Origin of the sequence: Carnobacterium maltaromaticum DSM 20342 (genome assembly GCF_000744945.1) — a bacterium.
Classification (GTDB): domain Bacteria; phylum Bacillota; class Bacilli; order Lactobacillales; family Carnobacteriaceae; genus Carnobacterium; species Carnobacterium maltaromaticum.
This window is the reverse complement of sequence record NZ_JQMX01000001.1, coordinates 1,864,942-1,884,232: the sequence shown is the minus strand read 5'-3', so window position 1 is coordinate 1,884,232 and position 19,291 is coordinate 1,864,942. Positions and strand designations below refer to the sequence as shown.

Sequence of the window (19,291 nt, the reverse complement as noted above, 5' to 3'; positions counted from 1 at the left end):
AGGGAGTAGCATAAAATGGTAGATGAAAAAAACTTAAAAACAATTATTGAAAATATTTTGAGTGAAATGGCAGATGGAAACGTTGATTTAAGCAATGATGTTCAATCAGCAATTGCTGTAAAAGTTACTGAAACTGTAGCTCAAAATGACGTTGAAGATGGGTGTATTCCAGATATTACAGAAGTAGATATCAAAAAACAATTTTTAGTTCCACATGCAGAAGACCCAGAAGGTTATCAAAAAATGAAGCAATTCACACCAGCTAGGTTAGGCTTATGGCGCGCGGGGACCCGTTATAAAACTCAATCAACATTACGTTTTAGAGCCGATCATGCCGCTGCTCAAGATGCAGTTTTCTCTTATGTAGATGAAGCATTAGTCAAAGAGATGAATTTTGTTTCGGTTGAAACCCTATGTCACGATAAAGATGAGTATGTAACTAGACCAGATTTAGGTCGTCAGTTTTCTCCAGAAATGTGTGAAATTATTAAAGATAATACAACTCATGGAGCAAAAGTTCAAGTGGTTGTTGGAGATGGATTAAGTTCAGCAGCAATCGGAGCGAACATTAAAGATATTATTCCTTCTATTAAACAAGGGCTAAAAATGTTTAATTTAGACTTTGATTCAGTTGTTTTTGTGAAGCATGCTCGAGTTCCGGCAATGGATAAAATTGGTGAGTTAACAGATGCTGATGTTGTGTGTCTTTTGATTGGTGAACGTCCAGGTTTAGTTACAGCAGAATCAATGAGTGCGTATATTGCTTATAAACCAACAGTTGGAATGCCAGAAGCAAGAAGAACAGTTATTTCAAATATTCACAGTGGTGGAACACCAGCCGTTGAAGCAGGTGCCTATATTGCTGAATTAATTAAAAATATGCTTGATAAGAAGAAATCAGGAATTGATTTAAAAGAAGCTGAATAAGGGAGGAAAATTTGAATGAAAAATGATCGTTTAGGTGCAAGTGTATTAAGCGTTAAAGTCATTTCTAATGTCGATGCGGCAATGGCTAAATCATTAAATTTAGGACCAAATCAACGCAGCTTAGGTTTAATTACTTCTGATTGTGATGATGTGACTTATGTAGCATTAGATGAAGCAACAAAAGCGGCAGAAGTTGATGTTGTGTATGCAAAAAGTTTATATGCTGGAGCAGCCAACGCCTCAACCAAATTAGCTGGAGAAGTGATTGGGATTATTGCTGGTCCAAGTCCAGCTGAGGTTAAAAGTGGTCTAGAAGTTGCAATTCAAGAAATTGAATCGGGTGCTAGCTTTATCAGTAGTAATGAAGATGACTCCATTCCTTATTTTGCTCACTGCGTTTCTAGAACGGGTTCATTTTTATCAAAAGAAGCTAATGTTACAGAAGGTGAAGCTTTAGCTTATCTAATTGCCCCACCGTTAGAAGCAATGTACGCATTAGATGCAGCATTAAAAGCAGCAGATGTTGATATTGCAGCTTTTTATGGCCCACCATCAGAAACAAACTTTGGTGGAGCACTACTAACAGGAAGCCAATCAGCCTGTAAAGCAGCTTGCGATGCTTTTGCTCAAGCTGTTGAAGTTGTAGCTAGCAATCCAATCGCATATTAGAGTTAAGGAGGCATAAGCTATTGAAATATGAAGCATTAGGTATGATTGAAGTAACAGGATTTTTAGGCGCCATTGAAGCTGCGGATACAGCCTTAAAAGCTGCAAATGTAGAGCTTTTACAGGCAGAAGTTATCAGTGGCGGGTTAACAACAGTTCAAGTAGTTGGAGACGTTGGAGCGGTTCAAGCAGCCGTTGAAGCAGCAGTGTCTGTAACAGAAAAATTAGGTTGTCTAGTTGGAAGCCATGTGATTCCAAGAATGGATGCAGCAACTGCCGAAATGGTCTTTTCCGCAATAGCTAAACAAGATGTTGCAGAACCAGTTGAAAATGTTGTAAAACAGGCTGAAAACTCAATAGTAAAAGAAGTAAAAGAGAGCTTGAAAAAAGAAATTCAAGAAGTCATTGAAGAAAGCTTAGAGCAAGAATTAGCCCAAATGAAAGTTGTTGATTTACGAAAACTAGCTTATCAAATGGAACTGACATCCCTTTCTAAAAAAGAGATTAAATTTGCGAATAAAAAAGCCTTAATCGATGCGATTCAAGCAGAAAAAGAAAGGAATGATAAATAGTGACAATCCAAGATAAAGATTTAGTCTCCATTCAAGAAGTTCGCGATTTAATTGGACATGCTAAAAAAGCGCAAAAAGAATTAGCGAATATGTCGCAACAACAAATTGATACCATTTGTGAAGCCATCGCAAAAGCGGGTTATGATAATCGCGTTAAATTAGCTAAAATGGCTCACGAAGAAACTGGATTTGGTATCTGGCAAGATAAAGTGGTTAAAAATGCTTTTGGTTCTAAAGGTGTTTTTGAAGCTATCAAAGATATGAAAACAGTTGGCGTTTTAAGTGATGATGAACAAACAAAAGTCATGGAAGTTGCAGTGCCAGTGGGCGTTGTTGCAGGGTTAATTCCTTCAACAAATCCAACTTCAACGGTCATTTATAAAGCGTTGATTTCAATTAAAGCGGGTAATAGTATTGTTTTCTCACCACATCCTAATGCAATTAACAGCATCTTGGAGACAGTTAAAGTGATTGAAGAAGCAGCAGTAGCAGCAGGTTGTCCTGTTGGAGCGATTAGTTCAATGCAAGTTCCAACGATTCAAGGAACGGATCAATTAATGAAACATAAAGATACGTCGTTAATTTTAGCGACAGGTGGTTCTGCAATGGTCAAAGCAGCATACTCATCAGGTACGCCAGCAATCGGAGTTGGTCCAGGAAATGGTCCAGCATTTATCGAAAGAACAGCCAACATTCCAATGGCCGTTAAACGCATTCTAGATTCTAAGACATTTGATAACGGTACAATTTGTGCATCAGAACAGTCGATCATTGTTGAAGAAATCAATCGAGAAAAAGTCATTAACGAGTTAGAAAAACAAGGGGCTTATTTCTTAAATGCGAAAGAAGCTGAACAGCTTGAGAAGTTCATTATGCGTGCGAATGGTTCAATGAATCCGCAAATCGTTGGGAAATCTGTGCAACGTATTGCTTCATTAACAGGCTTATCGATTCCAGAAGGCGCACGAGTTTTAATTGCTGAAGAGAGTCGTGTTGGTTCTAAAGTTCCTTATTCTCGTGAGAAGTTAGCTCCAATCTTGGCCTTTTATACAGCGCCAAACTGGTCAGCAGCTTGTGAGTTAAGTATGGATATTTTAAATCATGAAGGTGCCGGTCACACAATGATTATTCATTCAGAAGACAAAGCTGTTATTCGCGAGTTTGCTTTGAAAAAACCTGTTTCAAGATTGTTAGTAAATACAGGTGGTTCTTTGGGTGGAATTGGTGCTTCAACCAATTTAATGCCAGCTTTAAATTTAGGCTGTGGTGCAGTTGGTGGCAGCTCAACTTCTGATAATATTGGTCCAGCAAACTTATTCAATATTCGTCGTGTTGCTTATGGCGTGCGCGAATTAGAAGAATTAAGAGGATCAGATGCACCATGTACAACAAGTGTTGGAATGGATGCAAGTAAGGAAGATTTAATTGATGTTTTAGTAGAGAAAGTCTTAGCACAGTTACAATAATATTTGTAATGAATATTAATAAAAATAAATTAAAAACATACTAGGAGGAACAATATTATGGCAAACGCAAATGCATTAGGAATGATCGAAACAAAAGGTTTAGTAGCAGCGGTGGAAGCAGCAGACGCAATGGTGAAAGCAGCAAACGTAACATTAATTGGTAAAGAACAAGTCGGTGGCGGATTAGTAACAGTTATGGTTCGTGGCGATGTTGGAGCTGTAAAAGCAGCAACTGATGCAGGGGCTGCAGCGGCAGAACGTGTTGGACAATTATTATCAGTACACGTTATTCCACGTCCACACTCAGAGGTAGATGCAATTTTACCAAAGGGCGCTTTATAAGATCATTATAAAACCTGAAGATACTTTTTAGGGGAATCTTAGAAAAAAAGGAGCACTCTTATTGCAAGGTGCTCCTTTAATTCTCAAATAGTTCGAGTAAGAGGAACTAGCGGGATAGGAGAAGTGAGTAGATGGCTATTTTAACAGAAGAAACTGTTAGAAGGTTGATTAAAACAACTGAAATACAAGAAACTAAAGTGGTTGAAGTTGAAAAGGGCACGATTATTACTCCTTCTGCACGCAGTTTTTTGTCGGATCATCAAATTAAGCTACAAGAAATTCCTAGCTGTGAGACTAACCGGGAAGATAATCAAAAAAATAAAGCCGAATTAACTGGAAATCAAGAAGTAAAAATTGTCCAAAATCCTTTTTTATATAAAACATTAGATGGTGGCCAATTCGTTGAAAAACCTGTTCATATGAGTGTTTTAAAAGGAAATATAATTGTACCAAATGATCATCCTGAAATTAAATTGCGTGGACAACTGGACATGTTGCATGGCGAAGTTTTAAAGGTCCAACTGCTAGCAAGTGAAGCAGGTTTTTCTGATCTAATAGAAGAGCTAGAATTAATTGCTAGGTGCAGTCAATTTATGCAGGAAAGTCGTTTACCAAGTAAGCTAGCTTATCCAAGCGAAACAGAAGTCGTTACATTTTCGATTGATTATCAAATGGGTGCTTTAGTTATTGCTTTAAACCAATTGAGATTGATGATTGAACAAACCAGTTTAATGGCTTATGAAAGCTTAAAAGAGGCTGATGGAACAATCAAAGAAGTTGAGTTATTAGAAGTACTAACTAAGTTAGCTCGTTTTTGTTGGAAATTAATGGATAATGTCAACAAAGGAAAATACAAGAAAAGATAGGAGGCTGAGTATGAATCAGGAAGATTTAAACCGCCTAATTGATGAAGTTGTAAAACGTGTGGAAAATCAAAATGGAGTCGAAGTTGAAGCGAGTGGACGCCATATTCATTTAGATCGAGCAACGATAGATGCTCTGTTTGGCCAAGGCTATGAATTGAAAGTAGCTAAGTATTTGTCTCAACCGGGCCAATTTGCTAGTAAAGAACGTGTAACATTGATTGGGCCTAAAGGCGTATTGCATAATGTGATCGTTTTAGGACCAGAAAGAAATCAAGCGCAAGCTGAAATTTCAGCAACGGATGCTTTAGCGATTGGTGTAAAAGTCCCTGTTCGTGAAAGTGGAGATATCGCTGGAACACCAGGAATTTTAGTGATGAATGGCTCTAAATCTGTCCAACTATCGGAAGGTTTAATTGTAGCGAAAAGACACATTCATATGACAGTTGAAGATGCAGTTAAAGCGAATCTTCAACAAGGAGAAATTGTTCAAGTTAAAATTAACGCTGGTAGACCACTGATTTTTGATGATGTTGTTATTCGTGTTAGTTCAAAATTTGCGACAGTTATGCACATTGATTATGATGAAGCGAATGCTTGTGGTTGGAGTAAAGGCACCCGCGCTCAAATTATTAAGAAGAGTAAATCATTATGAGTGGCGTAGATGAGCTTGTTCAAAAAGTGATGGAAGCTGTTTTAGTTAAATTAACTAATGAAACGCAGCCTAAACTGAAACTAATTGGAACTAGTGATTCTAATGTTCTCAATTTAATCGCGAGGCTCCCAAAAGTCTCCATAGCTGACTGCTCGATTGAAGAAGCAGATATTTTATTTATTAGTCAATTATCTGTGGATCAAATGGGTAGAATTGCGAATGCTTGTCCACAAACACTAGAAGAGAGTAGTATTTTAAAACATTTTCTTAAAGGGAAGAAAGTCTTGCTTTTACAAGAAGGAATTGAGTTTTATGCGTATCGCCAATCTGCATCCTACGGCTTACGTCAAAAACTTGAAGAATTTGAGTTGCAATGGCGTCGTTATGGTGCAGAGATAGTCAGTGAAGAAGAAAAAACGTGGCAACTTCCTAGAAGTCAAAACGAGCAACTTGATCAAGGTATGGTTACGAAAAAAGTTTGGACTGAAGCAAAAATCAAAGAATTGAATTTAGTTTCAGGGACAAGCTTTAAACTTGAAAATAATGCATTACTTACAGCGTTAGCAAAAGACTATTTACGAGAAAAAAACATTCACTGGCGCTAGGGAACGACGGAAAAAACCTAGTCAAGTGAAGTGAAATGAGGCCGAGTAGATGATAATTGGAAAAGTTACAGGAAGTCTTTGGGCAACACGAAAAGATGAAAAATTAAACGGATTGAAATTTTTAATTGTTGAAACTGAGACCGATGAACATCAATCTGCGCCTCAATCACTTGTTGCTGCAGACAATGCTGGAGCAGGTTTTGGTGACTTAGTTTTAGTAACGACTGGAGGCGCAGCGCGGTTATCTTTGGATAAAGAAGGCGTTCCAGTTGATGCGGTTATCGTTGGAATTATTGATTCTGTTGAACGAGAAGGATAGAAATAAAAAAAGTACGAGAGTCATTCAAGATGCAAAACGGCATATAGAAAGACTCTCGCCATTTTTCTATTAAAAAATAGGAGGGATTACATTTGAGTATTAATGAAATTATTATGTATATCATGGTTTTCTTTATGATTTTAGGAGCGATTGATAAATGTATTGGCAATAAGTTTGGTTTGGGAGAACAATTTGAAGAAGGTATCATGGCTATGGGTGCTTTGGCGCTATCAATGATCGGAATTATCACCTTAGCTCCAGTTTTAGCAAAGGTACTTAGCCCGGTAGTTGTACCGCTTTATAGTGCACTCGGAGCAGATCCAGCGATGTTTGCGACAACTTTACTAGCAAACGATATGGGTGGTTTTGCATTAGCTCAACAATTAGCAATCGATCCTCAAGCGGGTCTATTTGCTGGGACAATACTAGGTGCAATGATGGGACCAACTTTAGTCTTTACTATTCCAGTAGCATTAGGAATTATTGATAAAAATGACCATAAATTTTTAGCGACAGGTGTTTTATCAGGAATTATTACCATTCCAATCGGTTGTTTAGCCGGTGGTTTAGTAGCTGGTTTCCCAATTCAAATGATTTTAATGAATTTAATTCCAATCGTATTAGTGGCAGCAATCATTATGCTAGGCTTATGGTTTAAGCCAGAAGCGATGATTAAAGGCTTTACTGTTTTCGGGAAATTTGTAGTGATTGTAGCGATTATTGGTTTAGTTGTTGGAGCGATTCAACTATTAGTAGGAGTAACCTTAATTCCAGGAATCGAACCAATTACAAGTGGGATTGAAGTCGTTGGTGGTATTGCTTTAACCTTAGCAGGAGCATTCTGTTTTGTTTTTGTTATTACAAAGGTTTTCAAAACACCATTAATGAAATTAGGTAAAGTGTTAGGTATGAATGAAATTGCTGCAGCAGGTTTAGTTGCAACATTAGCTAATAGTATTCCAATGTTCCAAATGATGAAAGACATGGATGACCGTGGCAAGATTATCAACGTAGCGTTTGCTGTTTCAGCAGCCTTTGTATTAGGCGATCACTTAGGCTTTACAGCTGGTGTAGCGAAAGAAATGATCTTCCCAATGATGGTAGGTAAACTAATCGGTGGAGTCACAGCTATTTTAGTTGCAGTCTTTATGGCTAACCGCATGTTAGGCAAGAAAACAACAGAGGGAGCGAAATAAACGATGGCTGATATAGACAAAAATATGTTAGAGCGCATAGTTCGTGAAGTGATTATGGAACAAATGACCAAAGGAAAAGCTGACACAAAAACAGTGGACCCAAGTGGTGTATTATCGATCAAATTGCCTCAATTAGACGTATCAGAAGAAGATCGTTTAGATACGGGTAAAGCAGGAGACGTTGTGTACTGTAAAGATTTAGTCAATTTATCAGAAAGCCCACGATTAGGTTGTGGGTTAATGGTGATGAAAAATACAACCTTTGATTGGACCTTAGAATATGATGAAGTTGATTACATTATTGAAGGACAATTAGATGTGTTAGTTGGAGGTCGTAAAATCTCTGCTGGACCTGGAGAAATTATTTTAATTCCTAAAGGTAGTGGCATTCAATTCTCAGTTACAGGTGAAGCGAGATTTATTTATGTGACCTACCCAGCTGATTGGCAATCACAGTAATATCAAGGTTTTGGAACCAAATTAAATAAGGTGTGAAAAAAGCTGTTCTGATTTAGTTTAATTAAATTCAAATAGAGAATGGGAGACGATTGTTATTATCGTCTCCCATTCTCTATTTTTTATTAAGGCAAATAAAAAATCAATCGTACCTACCTAATACTTAAAATACAAAAGCCAAGTTGGCAGAATGCTACACAAAAAAGATACATTCAAATAGAGGTTTAGCTATTTTCTTGTCTACTAATACTCCATGCCCCTATTAGAATTATCAAGGAAATAAAGATAGCAACTAAACCACAATGCTCTATAAAAAAACAACTAATATAAAAACGGTTGTGTTTGATTTTATTTGTTGTTAAAATAATTATAAAGAGAAAATTATTTTTTATAAAAAGATATCAAGTGGGGCAGTTTTTGTATGAATTTATAAAATAGAAAAAGGGAGAATGAAATGAAAAAAATAATTATTGCTTGTAGTTTAGTTCTTTTAATGGCCAGTGGATGTAGTTTAACACAGAAAGATGAATCAAAAAAAATTAAAGAGACTGATTCAGAGCTTGTCCACTCTAGCAAGAAAAAGCGAGATAGAAAAAAGAAATCTACTACTAATGAGAGTGAAAAAAAAGATTCCTCTTTTCAAAATCAAAAAGAAGCAGACTCTACACAAATTAGTGAAGTGTTGGGGAATACATTTAGGCCAAATCCTGCAGAGGCTGACGAAGAAGTGATGTATGAATCCGACGGAGAAGGACAAATAAGTGCTATAATTCCTGACTACTCTCATTATACAAAAGAACAAGTTATTGAGTTATTAGGAGAACCAAGTAGGGTTGTGACAGATAGTTCCGAGATACAAAGTCGGTTAGAAGACAATGAGTGGCAACTAATTAAAGCCGAATTTGAAAAAGGAAAGCTAACAGAAGGCCAAGCAAAAGCCTTTATATTTGCTAGCGCTGATTTAGGGATTGCAGTAGGCTTTAATCGATATATTGAATTATTAGTCTATGAAGATCAAAATAAACCCAATGTTTATCTAACAAACGGTCAAGTTGATTTTATAACTCCATTAACAGATTATATTGAGTTTAACGGAAAATTACAAATGGATTAAGGTAATTTCATTTAGTTTTAGATTCAAGATTACAGTGCGTTTCTCTATTATCTTAGCTTCAGTTCTATTATAATGTTTAAAAATAGTTTATAATCAAGTGAACAGAAAGTATGACGAGTTTAATTGGAGGAATCACTATGTTAACCATTGCCTATATAGCTAACGGGAAAAGCACAAACCGTTACCATTTGCCTTTTTCTACGAAATTACCGAATCAAATTAAGGTCAAAACTATTTATTCACGGACAGATAAAAATGAATGGGATAAGATTGAAGGAGTGCACTATACAACCAATATTGATGATATCTTTAATGATCCTGAAATTCAATTGGTTGTTGTTACCACACCAAGCTCGCTTCATTATAACTATGGAAAAATGATTTTAGAGCATGGTAAAAATGCTCTAATTGAAAAACCATTTACTGAAACATCCGCTGAAGCCAAGGAGCTATTTGCTTTAGCTAAAGAAAAAAACTTACTGGTACAATGTTACCAAAATCGTCGTTTTGATTCTGATTTTCTAACCGTTCAAAAGGTGATTGAAAGTGGTGTGTTAGGAGAAATTTTAGAGGTAGAAATGCACTACGACTATTTCAGACCAGAAGTGCCTGAAAGTGTAACTAACTATTCTAAGGATACTAGTTATCTGTATGGTCATGGGTGCCACACGATTGATCAAGTATTGTCTTATTTTGGCAATCCAGAAAAAATTCATTATGATGTTCGCCAGCTACTTGGTAAAGGTCGAATGAATGATTATTTCGATTTAGATTTTTATTATGGTGCAATGAAAGTATCTGTCAAATCTAGTTATTTCCGTTTAAAAGAACGTCCTAGTTTTGTGGTTTATGGAAAAAAAGGTAGCTTTGTAAAACAGACAAAAGACCGTCAAGAAGAGCATTTAAAGATGTTTTATATGCCTAACCATGCTGATTTTGGTATTGATTTGCCAGAACATTATGGTACATTAACCTATATTGACGATGAAGGAATCTATCATGAAGAAAAAGTTGTTTCTGAAGTAGGAGATTACAGCCGTGTATACGAAGGTCTGTATGAAACAATCATTAACGGCAAAGAGAAAAGTGTTAAGGACGAAGAAACGATTCGTCAATTAGAAATACTAGAAGAAGGTACTCAATCAATTAGCAACTAAATGAGCAAGAATTTATCGAACTAAAAAAAGGAAAGAATCGTCTATTTAGTAGCTGATTCTTTCCTTTTTTAACGTTTTGAAAAACTTCTAAATTCTTTTGGCGTCATGGCATATTCTTTCTTAAAAATTCTTGAAAAATAGCTTGTTTGATTAAAGCCTAAACTTTTAGCAATCTGACTAATACTTAAATCAGAATGACGTAATAATTCTGTTGCTTGCACCATTTTTTGTTGACTGACATAGGCTACAAAAGTAATTCCTGTTTCAGCTTTAAAAAGCTTACTAAAGTAATAAGGACTTAAAAAGACTTTTTTTGCTGTTTCATCTAATGTGATGGTACGATGCAAATTCATTTTAATGTAGTATTTTGCATCTGTAATTTCTTTTTTCTCAATTAGTTGTGGGACTTCATTTATAGAGTCAATCGGGTCAGCCGATTGATGATTTAGGTAGTAACTGCTAAGTACGCTTAAAGGGTCAACTTGATTGAAGGCAAAGTCTTCTAATTCTTGTGTGATTGGATTTTTTTTGATGGTAGAGCTTTCATTTGATTTTTCTTTTTTTAATTGATAAGTAATTTTAGGTATCTTCGTCATTCCAATTCACCTCTTTAATCAATTTCATACTCTACCTATAGTTTAGCATATTTAGTATGAAATAAGTATTTGATTTTGATGAATAAAATTAAAATTTACTGATTTTATAAAATTGGTCTATTTCATAAAACAGAAATTAAGGACACCTTTATTCGAAGTGCAAAAACAATATTAAAATTGTAAGAGTTAACGAATAAATAGATGATAAAAGCGAAAGTTTTCTTGAAAATAAGCCGTTTTTACGCTATCATATAAGAGTTGAGGTTGTTGACTTTTTAAAAATCGTAAGTTGAATTTTTATAAGCAATCAAGCGTTTAAGTAGTTCTTTACTTTTAAGAGATAGACACTTTAAGAGAAAGACTTTTCCATAGTTAAATAAAATAAAACGAATAGAAATGGAGTTTACTATTATGACACAACGTTATGCGATTATTTTGGCAGCCGGTCAAGGTTCTCGAATGAAATCAAAGTTATACAAAGTCCTTCATCCAGTAGCAGGAAAACCAATGGTAGAACATGTTGTTGGGCAAGTTGAAGCAGCTGGGTCAGATAGAATTGTTACAATTGTTGGTTTTGGTGCTGAGCAAGTCAAAGAACATTTAGGTGACCGTTCAGAATATGCTTTGCAAGCGGAGCAATTAGGTACAGGTCATGCTGTTTTACAAGCTGAAAGTTTGTTAAAAGATAAAGATGGAATCACATTGGTCATTTGTGGGGATACACCACTTCTGACAGCAGAGACGCTAAATGATTTATTTGATTACCATCAAGAAAAAGGTGCTAAGGCCACTATTTTAACGGCTGTTGCGGAAGACCCAACCGGATATGGTCGCGTATTACGTGATGATCTAGGGATTGTGACACGTATCGTTGAACAAAAAGATGCTACTCAAGAAGAAGCTCGTGTACAAGAAATCAATACAGGAACCTATTGTTTTGACAATAAGATGTTGTTTGATGCACTTACAAAAGTTGGTACAGCAAATGCGCAAGGCGAATACTATTTACCAGACGTGATTGAAATTATGAAATCCAAAGGTCAAATTGTAGCGGCTTATCGTATGAAAAAATTAGAAGAAGCACTAGGTGTTAATGATAGAATTGCTTTAGCAGAAGCTGCTGAAACGATGCGTAATCGAATTAACCGTAAGCATATGGAAAATGGAGTAACGTTACTTGATCCAAAAAACACTTATATTGATGTAGATGTTGAAATTGGTCGAGATACAATTATTGAAGCTGGAGTGTCATTAAAAGGCAAAACAGTTATCGGTGAAGATTGTTATATTGGTAGCAACTCAGAAATTTCAGACAGCATTTTAGGGGATCGTATTAAAGTAACTAGCTCAAATATTGAGTCTTCAGAAATGGCAAGTGATAGCAATATTGGACCCTATAGTCACTTACGTCCAGCGAGTAAGATTGGTGAGCGTGTGCACTTAGGTAATTTTGTCGAAGTGAAAAATTCAACAATTGCGAATGATACAAAAGTTGGGCACTTAACTTATGTTGGTGATGCTGATTTAGGCGAAAATATCAATGTTGGTTGTGGGACAATTTTTGTGAATTATGATGGAAAAAATAAACATCGTGCAACTGTTGGAGACAACGTCTTTATTGGTTGTAATGCGAATTTAGTAGCACCAGTAGCGATTGAAAAGGATAGCTATATTGCTGCTGGATCAACCATTACAAGCGATGTTCCAACTGGAAGCTTGGCAATTGCTAGAGCTAGACAAGAGAATAAACCTGATTATTTTGATCGGTTACCTCATTAAAAATATTGCTAAAATAAGTCAAAAAAATTAAATTTTAAATATTATGATTATATGAATGATTTAGCTTGATTTCTTAGTGAAAAATGCATAGTATTAATAGTGAAGAAACAACAACCAAGTTAAAAACAGAAAGTGGAGGCTATTATGTCAGAACATTATTTTGATCCAAAGCTCAAGATTTTTGCATTAAACTCAAACAGACCGTTAGCGGAGAAAATTGCTAACGAGGTGGGGGTAGAATTAGGAAAATTATCTGTGGATCAATTCAGCGATGGAGAAATTCGAATCAACATTGAAGAAAGTATTCGAGGGGACCATGTTTATATTGTTCAATCAACTTCTAGTCCTGTCAATGATAACTTAATGGAGTTATTGATTATGATTGATGCTTTAAAACGAGCAAGTGCTAAAACAATCAATTTAGTTATTCCATATTATGGATATGCTAGACAAGATCGTAAAGCTCGTTCGAGAGAGCCAATCACAGCAAAATTAGTTGCCAACATGATTACAGCTGCTGGAGCAGATCGTATTTTGACATTGGATTTACATGCTTCACAAATTCAAGGATTCTTTGATTTACCAGTCGATCATTTGATGGGCGCACCTTTATTAGCGAACTATTTCTTAAATCATGATATTGCTAATGATGATGTAGTCGTTGTTTCACCTGACCATGGTGGAGTAACTCGTGCTCGTAAGTTAGCAGAATTTTTAAAAGCGCCAATTGCGATTATTGATAAACGTCGTCCAAAAGCCAACGTTGCAGAAGTGATGAATATCATTGGGAATGTTGAAGGTAAAAAATGTATTCTGATTGATGATATGATTGATACTGCCGGTACGATCACATTAGCAGCAGGTGCATTAGCAGAAGCAGGTGCAACAGAGGTTTATGCTTGTTGTACTCATCCAGTGTTATCTGGCCCAGCTTTACAACGCATTCAAGATTCAGCAATTAAACAATTAATTGTTACAGATTCTATCTATTTACCAGAAGATCGTAAATGTGAGAAAATCGTTGAAATTAGCGTGGGTGTTTTAATGGGAGATGCAATCAAACGTATCCATGAAAACAAATCTGTAAGTCCGTTATTTGAAAAGAAATTTAAACGCGACAAAAACTAAATCATTCATTTAGAAGCTAAAAAAGGCATCTAGAACAATTTGTTCTAGATGCCTTTTTTGTCTTATCCATCCTTTTAGAAGTGTTGAAGATTAATTATAAAAAATAAAATGTATAAAAATAGTTGGAAATAAGAAAAATTTGTAAGTTGAAATCAACCTCGTAAATATAAAGTGGATAACATCAGCGATTGATTGAAAAAAATCACTCATAAATAAAATACATATAATATACATTTTTTATGTATAATCAAATGGAAGGTTTTTCTTTTATGAAAGTACTTGTAATCGTTGTGATTGTTGTGTATGATGGTTTAAATAATAAAAAGATTACCTGATAAAGCAATGTTTAATTTTTTTAGGGGGGAATATAAAAATGAAAAAAATGGTTTTTGTTGTATTTTTATCCATTTTAAGTATAACTATGTTAACTGCATGTGGAGGAAATGATAAGGATAACAGTCAATCAAGTAGTAGTGCAGATGAAAAATTAGAAGTATTGAATTTAAGTGTGCCAGCGGAGTTGCCAACAGTGGATCCAGCCTTGGTTCAAGATGCAATCAGTTTTAATGCACTTAATCAAGTTATGGAAGGACTTTATCGACTTGATCAGAAAGGCAATCCAATTCCGGCAGCAGCAGATGGGGAAGCTGAAGTAAGTGAAGATGGGTTAACCTATACATTTAAATTAAAACCTAATTTAGTTTGGTCAAATGGAGATGCTGTTACTGCAGCTGACTTTGAATTTGGATGGAAGAGAGTTATCGACCCAAAGACAGCAGCCAACTATGCCTTTATTATGAAAGATGTTAAAAATGCACAAAAAATTATGGATGGTACTGTTGCTAGCGAAGAATTAGGAATAAAGGCAATGGATGAGTTAACATTAGAAGTTAAGGTAGAAAAACCTACAGAAAACTTTTTGACAACGATTACTCGAGGAACTTTCTTTCCGCAAAATGAAAAATTTGTAAAAAAAGAAGGTGAACAATTTGGTACGAATAGCGAACGAGCTATTTATAATGGACCTTTTGTGTTGACTGAATGGGATGGCACAGGCTTATCTTGGAATTATGAAAAAAATCCAAGTTATTGGGATAAGAAAAATGTTTCCTTGGATAAAGTGACTAATCAAGTGATTAAAGAAGCAACAACTGGAATTAATTTATATGAAAATGATACGATTGATTTAGTTCGTTTGACTGGGGAACAAGCAAAACAATATATCGATAATCCAGAATTTAAAGCGCCATTGGAAGCTAGATCTGTCTATTTGGAATTGAACCAGATTGATCACCCAGCGTTGAAAAATCAAAAAGTTAGAGAAGCAATTGCCCTAACAATCAATCGTGAGGATTTAGTTAAAATGATTATAGCCAATGGTTCCGAGGCTCTAGGTGGTTTAGTCACGAATGATTTAGCTAAAAATACTGAAACAAAGGAAGACTTCCGAAAAGCATCAGGTTCATATTTAGATTATGATGCAAAAAAAGCAAAAGCATTATGGACTGAAGCTCAAAAAGAGTTAGGTAGTTCAACAGCAGAAATCGAATTAGTCACCGATGATGATGAAACAAGTAAGAAAGTTAGTCAGTTTATTCAAAGCTCAATAGAAGCAGAGTTAGAAGGAATAAAAGTGAAAATAAGAAATGTACCTTTTAAAAATCGAATTGAGTTAGGAGATACCGGGCAATTTGGTTTGCTTTTATCCGGATGGGGAGCGGATTCCAACGATCCAGATGCCTTTTTAAATCTATTTTTATCAGATTCTGTTTTTAATGGTGGGAAGTATAAAAATCAAGAATACGACAAGCTTGTCATAGCTGCAACGGGAGAAGATAGTAGTGATCCTAATAAGAAATGGGCTGACGATTTGGCTGCAGAGAAATTGCTGATGCAAGATGTTGGTATTGTTCCATTGTATCAAAAAGCTGATTCGATGTTACTGAAAAGTAAGGTAAAAGATTATATTCAGTATCAAATTGGCTCACCCAACTTAAAATATGTCTCTATTCAAGAAGATTAGAGTAAGTATATTATCTACGTTAACCGACTCAACAAACTTTTTATCAAGGCCAGTTCTTATGAGCCAGCTATTCGAGAAAAAGATAAAAATTCGAGAGGACAAAAAACGTCCTATCAATTTTTCCTATTTTCTTGCCAGAGCTAACCGACTCAACAAACTTTTTATCAAGGCCAGTTCTTATGAGCCAGCTCTTCGGAAAAAAGATGAAATTTCGAGGTGGCAAAAAGCGCCACATCAAATTTCCCTATTTTTCTGCCAGAGCTAACAGGCTCAACAAACTTTTTATTTAGGAGTGAACAATAAATGTCGATTCAATTAACTGAAGAGCAAAAAGAAGCAAGTGTGAAGTCCCTAACTCGTTTAATTAACTGTCCTTCTTTCAATACATCTGATGGGCTGACAAATCCGCCTTTTGGTGCTGGTGTGCAGCTATGTTTGGAAGAGGCGCTAGCTATTTGTGAAGAGCTTGGAATGACAACGTATCTTGACCCAAATGGGTTTTATGCCTATGCAGATTATGGAACAGGAACGGATTTGATTGGTGTTTTGTGTCATTTAGATGTTGTACCTGCGGGAGATTTAACTTTATGGAATACAGATCCTTTTTCAGCAGTTGTCAAAGATGGGATTATATATGGTCGAGGTTCTCAAGATGATAAAGGGCCGACAATTGCTGCTTTATCAGCATTTAAAGCGGTTGTTGATGCAGGTTATACATTTAAGCAAAGAATTCGTTTTGTTTTTGGAGCGGATGAGGAAACCTTATGGCGGTGTATGGCGCAGTACAATAAAAATGAAGAAGCGCCAACAATGGGTTTTGTTCCTGACGGGGCATTTCCTTTGATTTACGCAGAAAAAGGCTTATTACAAGTGACTTTAACGGGTCCAGGTAGCGAAGAATTAGACTTGGATTGTGGCGATGCATTTAATGTGGTTCCTGGAAATGCATCCTATACTGGTAGTGATAGTAAAGCGTTGCTTCCTCATTTTATGAAACTAGGATTACCTGTTAAGGAATTAGCTGGGACATTAACTGTTGAAGGCAAAGCCGTTCATACTAGTTTAGCAGGGAGTGGAGTTAACGCCATTAACTTGTTGGCTCAAGGCTTAGTAGCTAACTACCCTCATCCAATGATTCATTTTTTAGCTGAACAGGTTGGTAGTCAGACCAATGGTGCCACTATTTTTGGGGAAGTTAAGGATGATGTAAGTGGGGAACTAACTTTTAATGTGGGGATGTTAACCATAAATAAGAACCAATCAGAAATAAAAATTGATATGCGTATACCAGTCACGGCTGATAAAAAACAACTTGTAGATAAGTTACAAGCTACTGCCAAGGAATATAATTTAAAGTATCATGAATTTGATTATGTTCCTTCATTGTATGTACCAAAAGATAGTCAGTTGGTTGAGACTTTACTGGGGGTTTACCGCGAAGCTACAAACGATCTTACTGAACCGATAACGTCTGGTGGAGCAACGTATGCACGAACTATGAAAAATATGGTCGCTTTTGGAGCTCATTTTCCGACATCTGTCGGGTTAGCGCACCAAGCAAATGAAGGTTTAGTTCTTGAAGAATTATATAAAGCTACTGAAATTTATGCTGCAGCAATAAAAAAATTATGTTGTGAGTAAAATTGATAGTGTTAGTTGTAAATAAAATAGAAAAGACCTGTTTAAAGTCGAAAAAACTTTAAATGGGTCTTTTAAAAGTATATTCATTTTTTGTGAAATTTGTTATGGTAATTTTGATGAGAGACAAGGTCTTTTTAGTAACAAAATGATATTACTCAACAATACTAATCGTAAACCCATCATAGCCCTTAACACCAACAGTCTCAATAGCCGTTGAAGTCAGTTTTTGGTTAGTGGCGAGTTCCTCAACAAATTGTCTTACTCCTAAAATACGTCCATCATTACTCTCAGTGCTAAGGACTTCACCATTTCGAACAACATTATCCCCGATAGTAATAGTTCCAGATTTTGCTAATTGTTGTGCATATTTCAAGTAAAGAGGATTATTTTCTTTATCAGCATCAATAAAAATTAAGTCAAAAGGCAACGAATTTTCATTAACCAACTGTGCTAATGATTCAGAAGCAGGACCGACTATAATATCAATTTTATCTGAAAAACCAGCTAATTTAGTGTTTTCTTGAGCGACTTTCGCATGAGTTTGATCAAATTCTAGTGAAATAATTTTACCATTCTGAGGAATAGCCTTAGCAAACCAAATCGTGCTATATCCGCCTAGAGTACCAATTTCTAGAATTCTTTGGGCCTTAGCAATTTTAGATAATAAGTAAAGAAATTTCCCTTGAGAAGGTGAAACATCATGAGGTGGTAATCCGTGTTTTTGATTGTTTGCTAGAACTTGGTCAAAAATAGCCTCTTTCTCAATGAGCTTATCAATAAAATAAGCATCAACAGCTGAAAATAATTCTTCCATTGAAATCACTCCTTTTATATTTTTAGTATATAGAAGTAAGGGGAGTTATTCAATTAAATCAGCCTCCAATCTTAATCGTGAATCCCAACGAATTCAGCTAAGAAATGTTCAGCTACTTTAGTTAAGGTTCGATTTTTCGACCAAATAAGCCCGTAAGAGGAATTAAATAGAGGATCATCTAATAAATGTGCTTCTATTTTTCGACCAGCGTGGAGCTGTAAAACCGATTTTGGTACGATGCTTGTACAAAAACCACTTTCAACTAAATTAAAAAGTAAAGATAAATCAGAACAAGTTGAAATAGAGGTAGGATTTAATTGGAATTTAGCTAAATATTCAATGATTGAATGATAAACTCCAAGGCCTTCTGTGCTAGGCAATAAAAGTTTACTGTTGGCAATACCATAATAATCATTAGGATTTGGCCCAGGTTGAAGCGCGTCTTTTTTGCCATCACAAATAAAGTAAAAAGGTTCCACATTTAAATAGGTGATGTCAAAGCCATGCAATTCCAGAGGGAAGCGGACTAAAGCTAATTCAATGGTATGATTCCGAACCATTTCGGCAAGCAACTTAGATTCATTTTGATGAATTGCATAAGTAACCTCCGGAAATTTATTCTGAAAACTTTGCAAACTCGGAGCTAATTCTTCTGCAGACAAGGTATTAACGCCTAAACGTAATTGACCTTTTAATCCTAAACTTGTTTCTTTGACTAATTGTTCCGTTTCTTCCAATTGTTGTAAAATTTTTACGGCTTCTTGATATAAAACTTCTCCAGCTGTCGTTAAATGAGTTTTCCGTGATGTTCGCTCGATTAGAATTGTACCTAATTTTTCCTCCATTTGCTTAAGTTGTTGACTTAGAGGAGGTTGTGCCATATGCAAGCGGGCTGCAGCTTGAGTAATGTTTTTTTCTTCAGCGATTGCAATAAAATAACGTAATTGACGAATATCCATATTTTCCTCCTAA

Annotated in this window: 20 protein-coding genes; 17 read left to right on the top strand and 3 right to left on the bottom strand. The window is 35.6% G+C overall.

The annotated features are described in order from the left end of the window. Positions 1 to 15: 15 nt before the first annotated feature. From eutC to BR77_RS08930, 13 genes are all read left to right on the top strand, one after another. Entirely contained in the window at positions 16 to 927 is a 912-nt protein-coding gene (eutC, locus tag BR77_RS08990; RefSeq protein ID WP_035064645.1) for an ethanolamine ammonia-lyase subunit EutC, read from the top strand. Between the two features lie 15 nt (positions 928 to 942). After that, positions 943 to 1,596: an ethanolamine utilization microcompartment protein EutL gene (eutL, locus tag BR77_RS08985; protein ID WP_015075439.1), complete on the top strand. Its 654-nt coding sequence runs from the start codon at positions 943 to 945 to the stop codon at positions 1,594 to 1,596. Between the two features lie 20 nt (positions 1,597 to 1,616). Then, positions 1,617 to 2,165, top strand: a complete 549-nt coding sequence (locus BR77_RS08980; RefSeq protein WP_010053969.1) for a BMC domain-containing protein — start codon at positions 1,617 to 1,619, stop codon at positions 2,163 to 2,165. Continuing rightward, a complete protein-coding gene (locus BR77_RS08975) occupies positions 2,165 to 3,631 on the top strand; it encodes an acetaldehyde dehydrogenase (acetylating) (RefSeq protein WP_051926691.1) in 1,467 nt (488 codons plus the stop codon). Before BR77_RS08980 ends, BR77_RS08975 begins: the two co-directional genes overlap by 1 nt. Before the next feature lie 57 nt (positions 3,632 to 3,688). After that, entirely contained in the window at positions 3,689 to 3,973 is a 285-nt protein-coding gene (locus BR77_RS08970) for a BMC domain-containing protein (RefSeq protein WP_010053972.1), read from the top strand. Positions 3,974 to 4,104: 131 nt separating this feature from the next. Next, positions 4,105 to 4,839: a eutT protein gene (locus BR77_RS08965; protein ID WP_015075441.1), complete on the top strand. Its 735-nt coding sequence runs from the start codon at positions 4,105 to 4,107 to the stop codon at positions 4,837 to 4,839. Between the two features lie 10 nt (positions 4,840 to 4,849). After that, positions 4,850 to 5,491: an ethanolamine utilization phosphate acetyltransferase EutD gene (eutD, locus tag BR77_RS08960; protein WP_010053974.1), complete on the top strand. Its 642-nt coding sequence runs from the start codon at positions 4,850 to 4,852 to the stop codon at positions 5,489 to 5,491. After that, positions 5,488 to 6,096 carry a hypothetical protein gene (locus BR77_RS08955; protein WP_015075442.1) on the top strand — a complete coding sequence of 203 codons (609 nt, stop codon included), beginning with the start codon at positions 5,488 to 5,490 and terminating at the stop codon, positions 6,094 to 6,096. The genes eutD and BR77_RS08955 overlap by 4 nt, the downstream gene beginning before the upstream one ends. Positions 6,097 to 6,145: 49 nt before the next feature. Beyond that, entirely contained in the window at positions 6,146 to 6,415 is a 270-nt protein-coding gene (locus BR77_RS08950; RefSeq protein WP_010053976.1) for a EutN/CcmL family microcompartment protein, read from the top strand. Between the two features lie 92 nt (positions 6,416 to 6,507). Next, complete coding sequence (gene eutH / locus BR77_RS08945; protein WP_010053977.1) at positions 6,508 to 7,611, top strand: ethanolamine utilization protein EutH; 1,104 nt, start codon at positions 6,508 to 6,510, stop codon at positions 7,609 to 7,611. A 24-nt stretch (positions 7,612 to 7,635) separates the two neighbouring features. After that, positions 7,636 to 8,070: a cupin domain-containing protein gene (locus BR77_RS08940; protein ID WP_409196929.1), complete on the top strand. Its 435-nt coding sequence runs from the start codon at positions 7,636 to 7,638 to the stop codon at positions 8,068 to 8,070. A gap of 451 nt (positions 8,071 to 8,521) precedes the next feature. Continuing rightward, the gene (locus BR77_RS08935; RefSeq protein WP_015075444.1) at positions 8,522 to 9,181 is read left to right on the top strand and encodes a DUF4947 domain-containing protein; all 660 of its coding nucleotides are present in this window, start codon (positions 8,522 to 8,524) and stop codon (positions 9,179 to 9,181) included. 137 nt (positions 9,182 to 9,318) lie between these two features. Then, the gene (locus BR77_RS08930) at positions 9,319 to 10,338 is read left to right on the top strand and encodes a Gfo/Idh/MocA family oxidoreductase (RefSeq protein ID WP_015075445.1); all 1,020 of its coding nucleotides are present in this window, start codon (positions 9,319 to 9,321) and stop codon (positions 10,336 to 10,338) included. A gap of 68 nt (positions 10,339 to 10,406) precedes the next feature. On the opposite strand, the gene BR77_RS08925 is transcribed toward BR77_RS08930, so the two are convergent. Then, positions 10,407 to 10,934, bottom strand: coding sequence for a helix-turn-helix domain-containing protein (locus BR77_RS08925; RefSeq protein ID WP_035064639.1), 528 nt, complete (start codon positions 10,932 to 10,934; stop codon positions 10,407 to 10,409). 411 nt (positions 10,935 to 11,345) lie between these two features. Between BR77_RS08925 and glmU the strand changes: the two genes are divergently transcribed. From glmU to BR77_RS08905, 4 genes are all read left to right on the top strand, one after another. Beyond that, positions 11,346 to 12,713, top strand: a complete 1,368-nt coding sequence (glmU, locus tag BR77_RS08920; protein WP_010053987.1) for a bifunctional UDP-N-acetylglucosamine diphosphorylase/glucosamine-1-phosphate N-acetyltransferase GlmU — start codon at positions 11,346 to 11,348, stop codon at positions 12,711 to 12,713. Positions 12,714 to 12,857: 144 nt separating this feature from the next. Further along, positions 12,858 to 13,841 (top strand): ribose-phosphate diphosphokinase, encoded by a 984-nt coding sequence (locus tag BR77_RS08915; RefSeq protein WP_010053989.1) that lies wholly within the window; start codon positions 12,858 to 12,860, stop codon positions 13,839 to 13,841. A 373-nt stretch (positions 13,842 to 14,214) separates the two neighbouring features. Further along, positions 14,215 to 15,864: a peptide ABC transporter substrate-binding protein gene (locus BR77_RS08910; RefSeq protein WP_015075447.1), complete on the top strand. Its 1,650-nt coding sequence runs from the start codon at positions 14,215 to 14,217 to the stop codon at positions 15,862 to 15,864. 303 nt (positions 15,865 to 16,167) lie between these two features. Further along, complete coding sequence (locus tag BR77_RS08905; protein ID WP_015075449.1) at positions 16,168 to 17,505, top strand: M20 family metallopeptidase; 1,338 nt, start codon at positions 16,168 to 16,170, stop codon at positions 17,503 to 17,505. A 151-nt stretch (positions 17,506 to 17,656) separates the two neighbouring features. On the opposite strand, the gene BR77_RS08900 is transcribed toward BR77_RS08905, so the two are convergent. Then, entirely contained in the window at positions 17,657 to 18,319 is a 663-nt protein-coding gene (locus tag BR77_RS08900) for an O-methyltransferase (RefSeq protein WP_015075450.1), read from the bottom strand. A gap of 71 nt (positions 18,320 to 18,390) precedes the next feature. After that, complete coding sequence (locus tag BR77_RS08895; protein ID WP_035064635.1) at positions 18,391 to 19,278, bottom strand: LysR family transcriptional regulator; 888 nt, start codon at positions 19,276 to 19,278, stop codon at positions 18,391 to 18,393. Between the last annotated feature and the right edge of the window lie 13 nt (positions 19,279 to 19,291).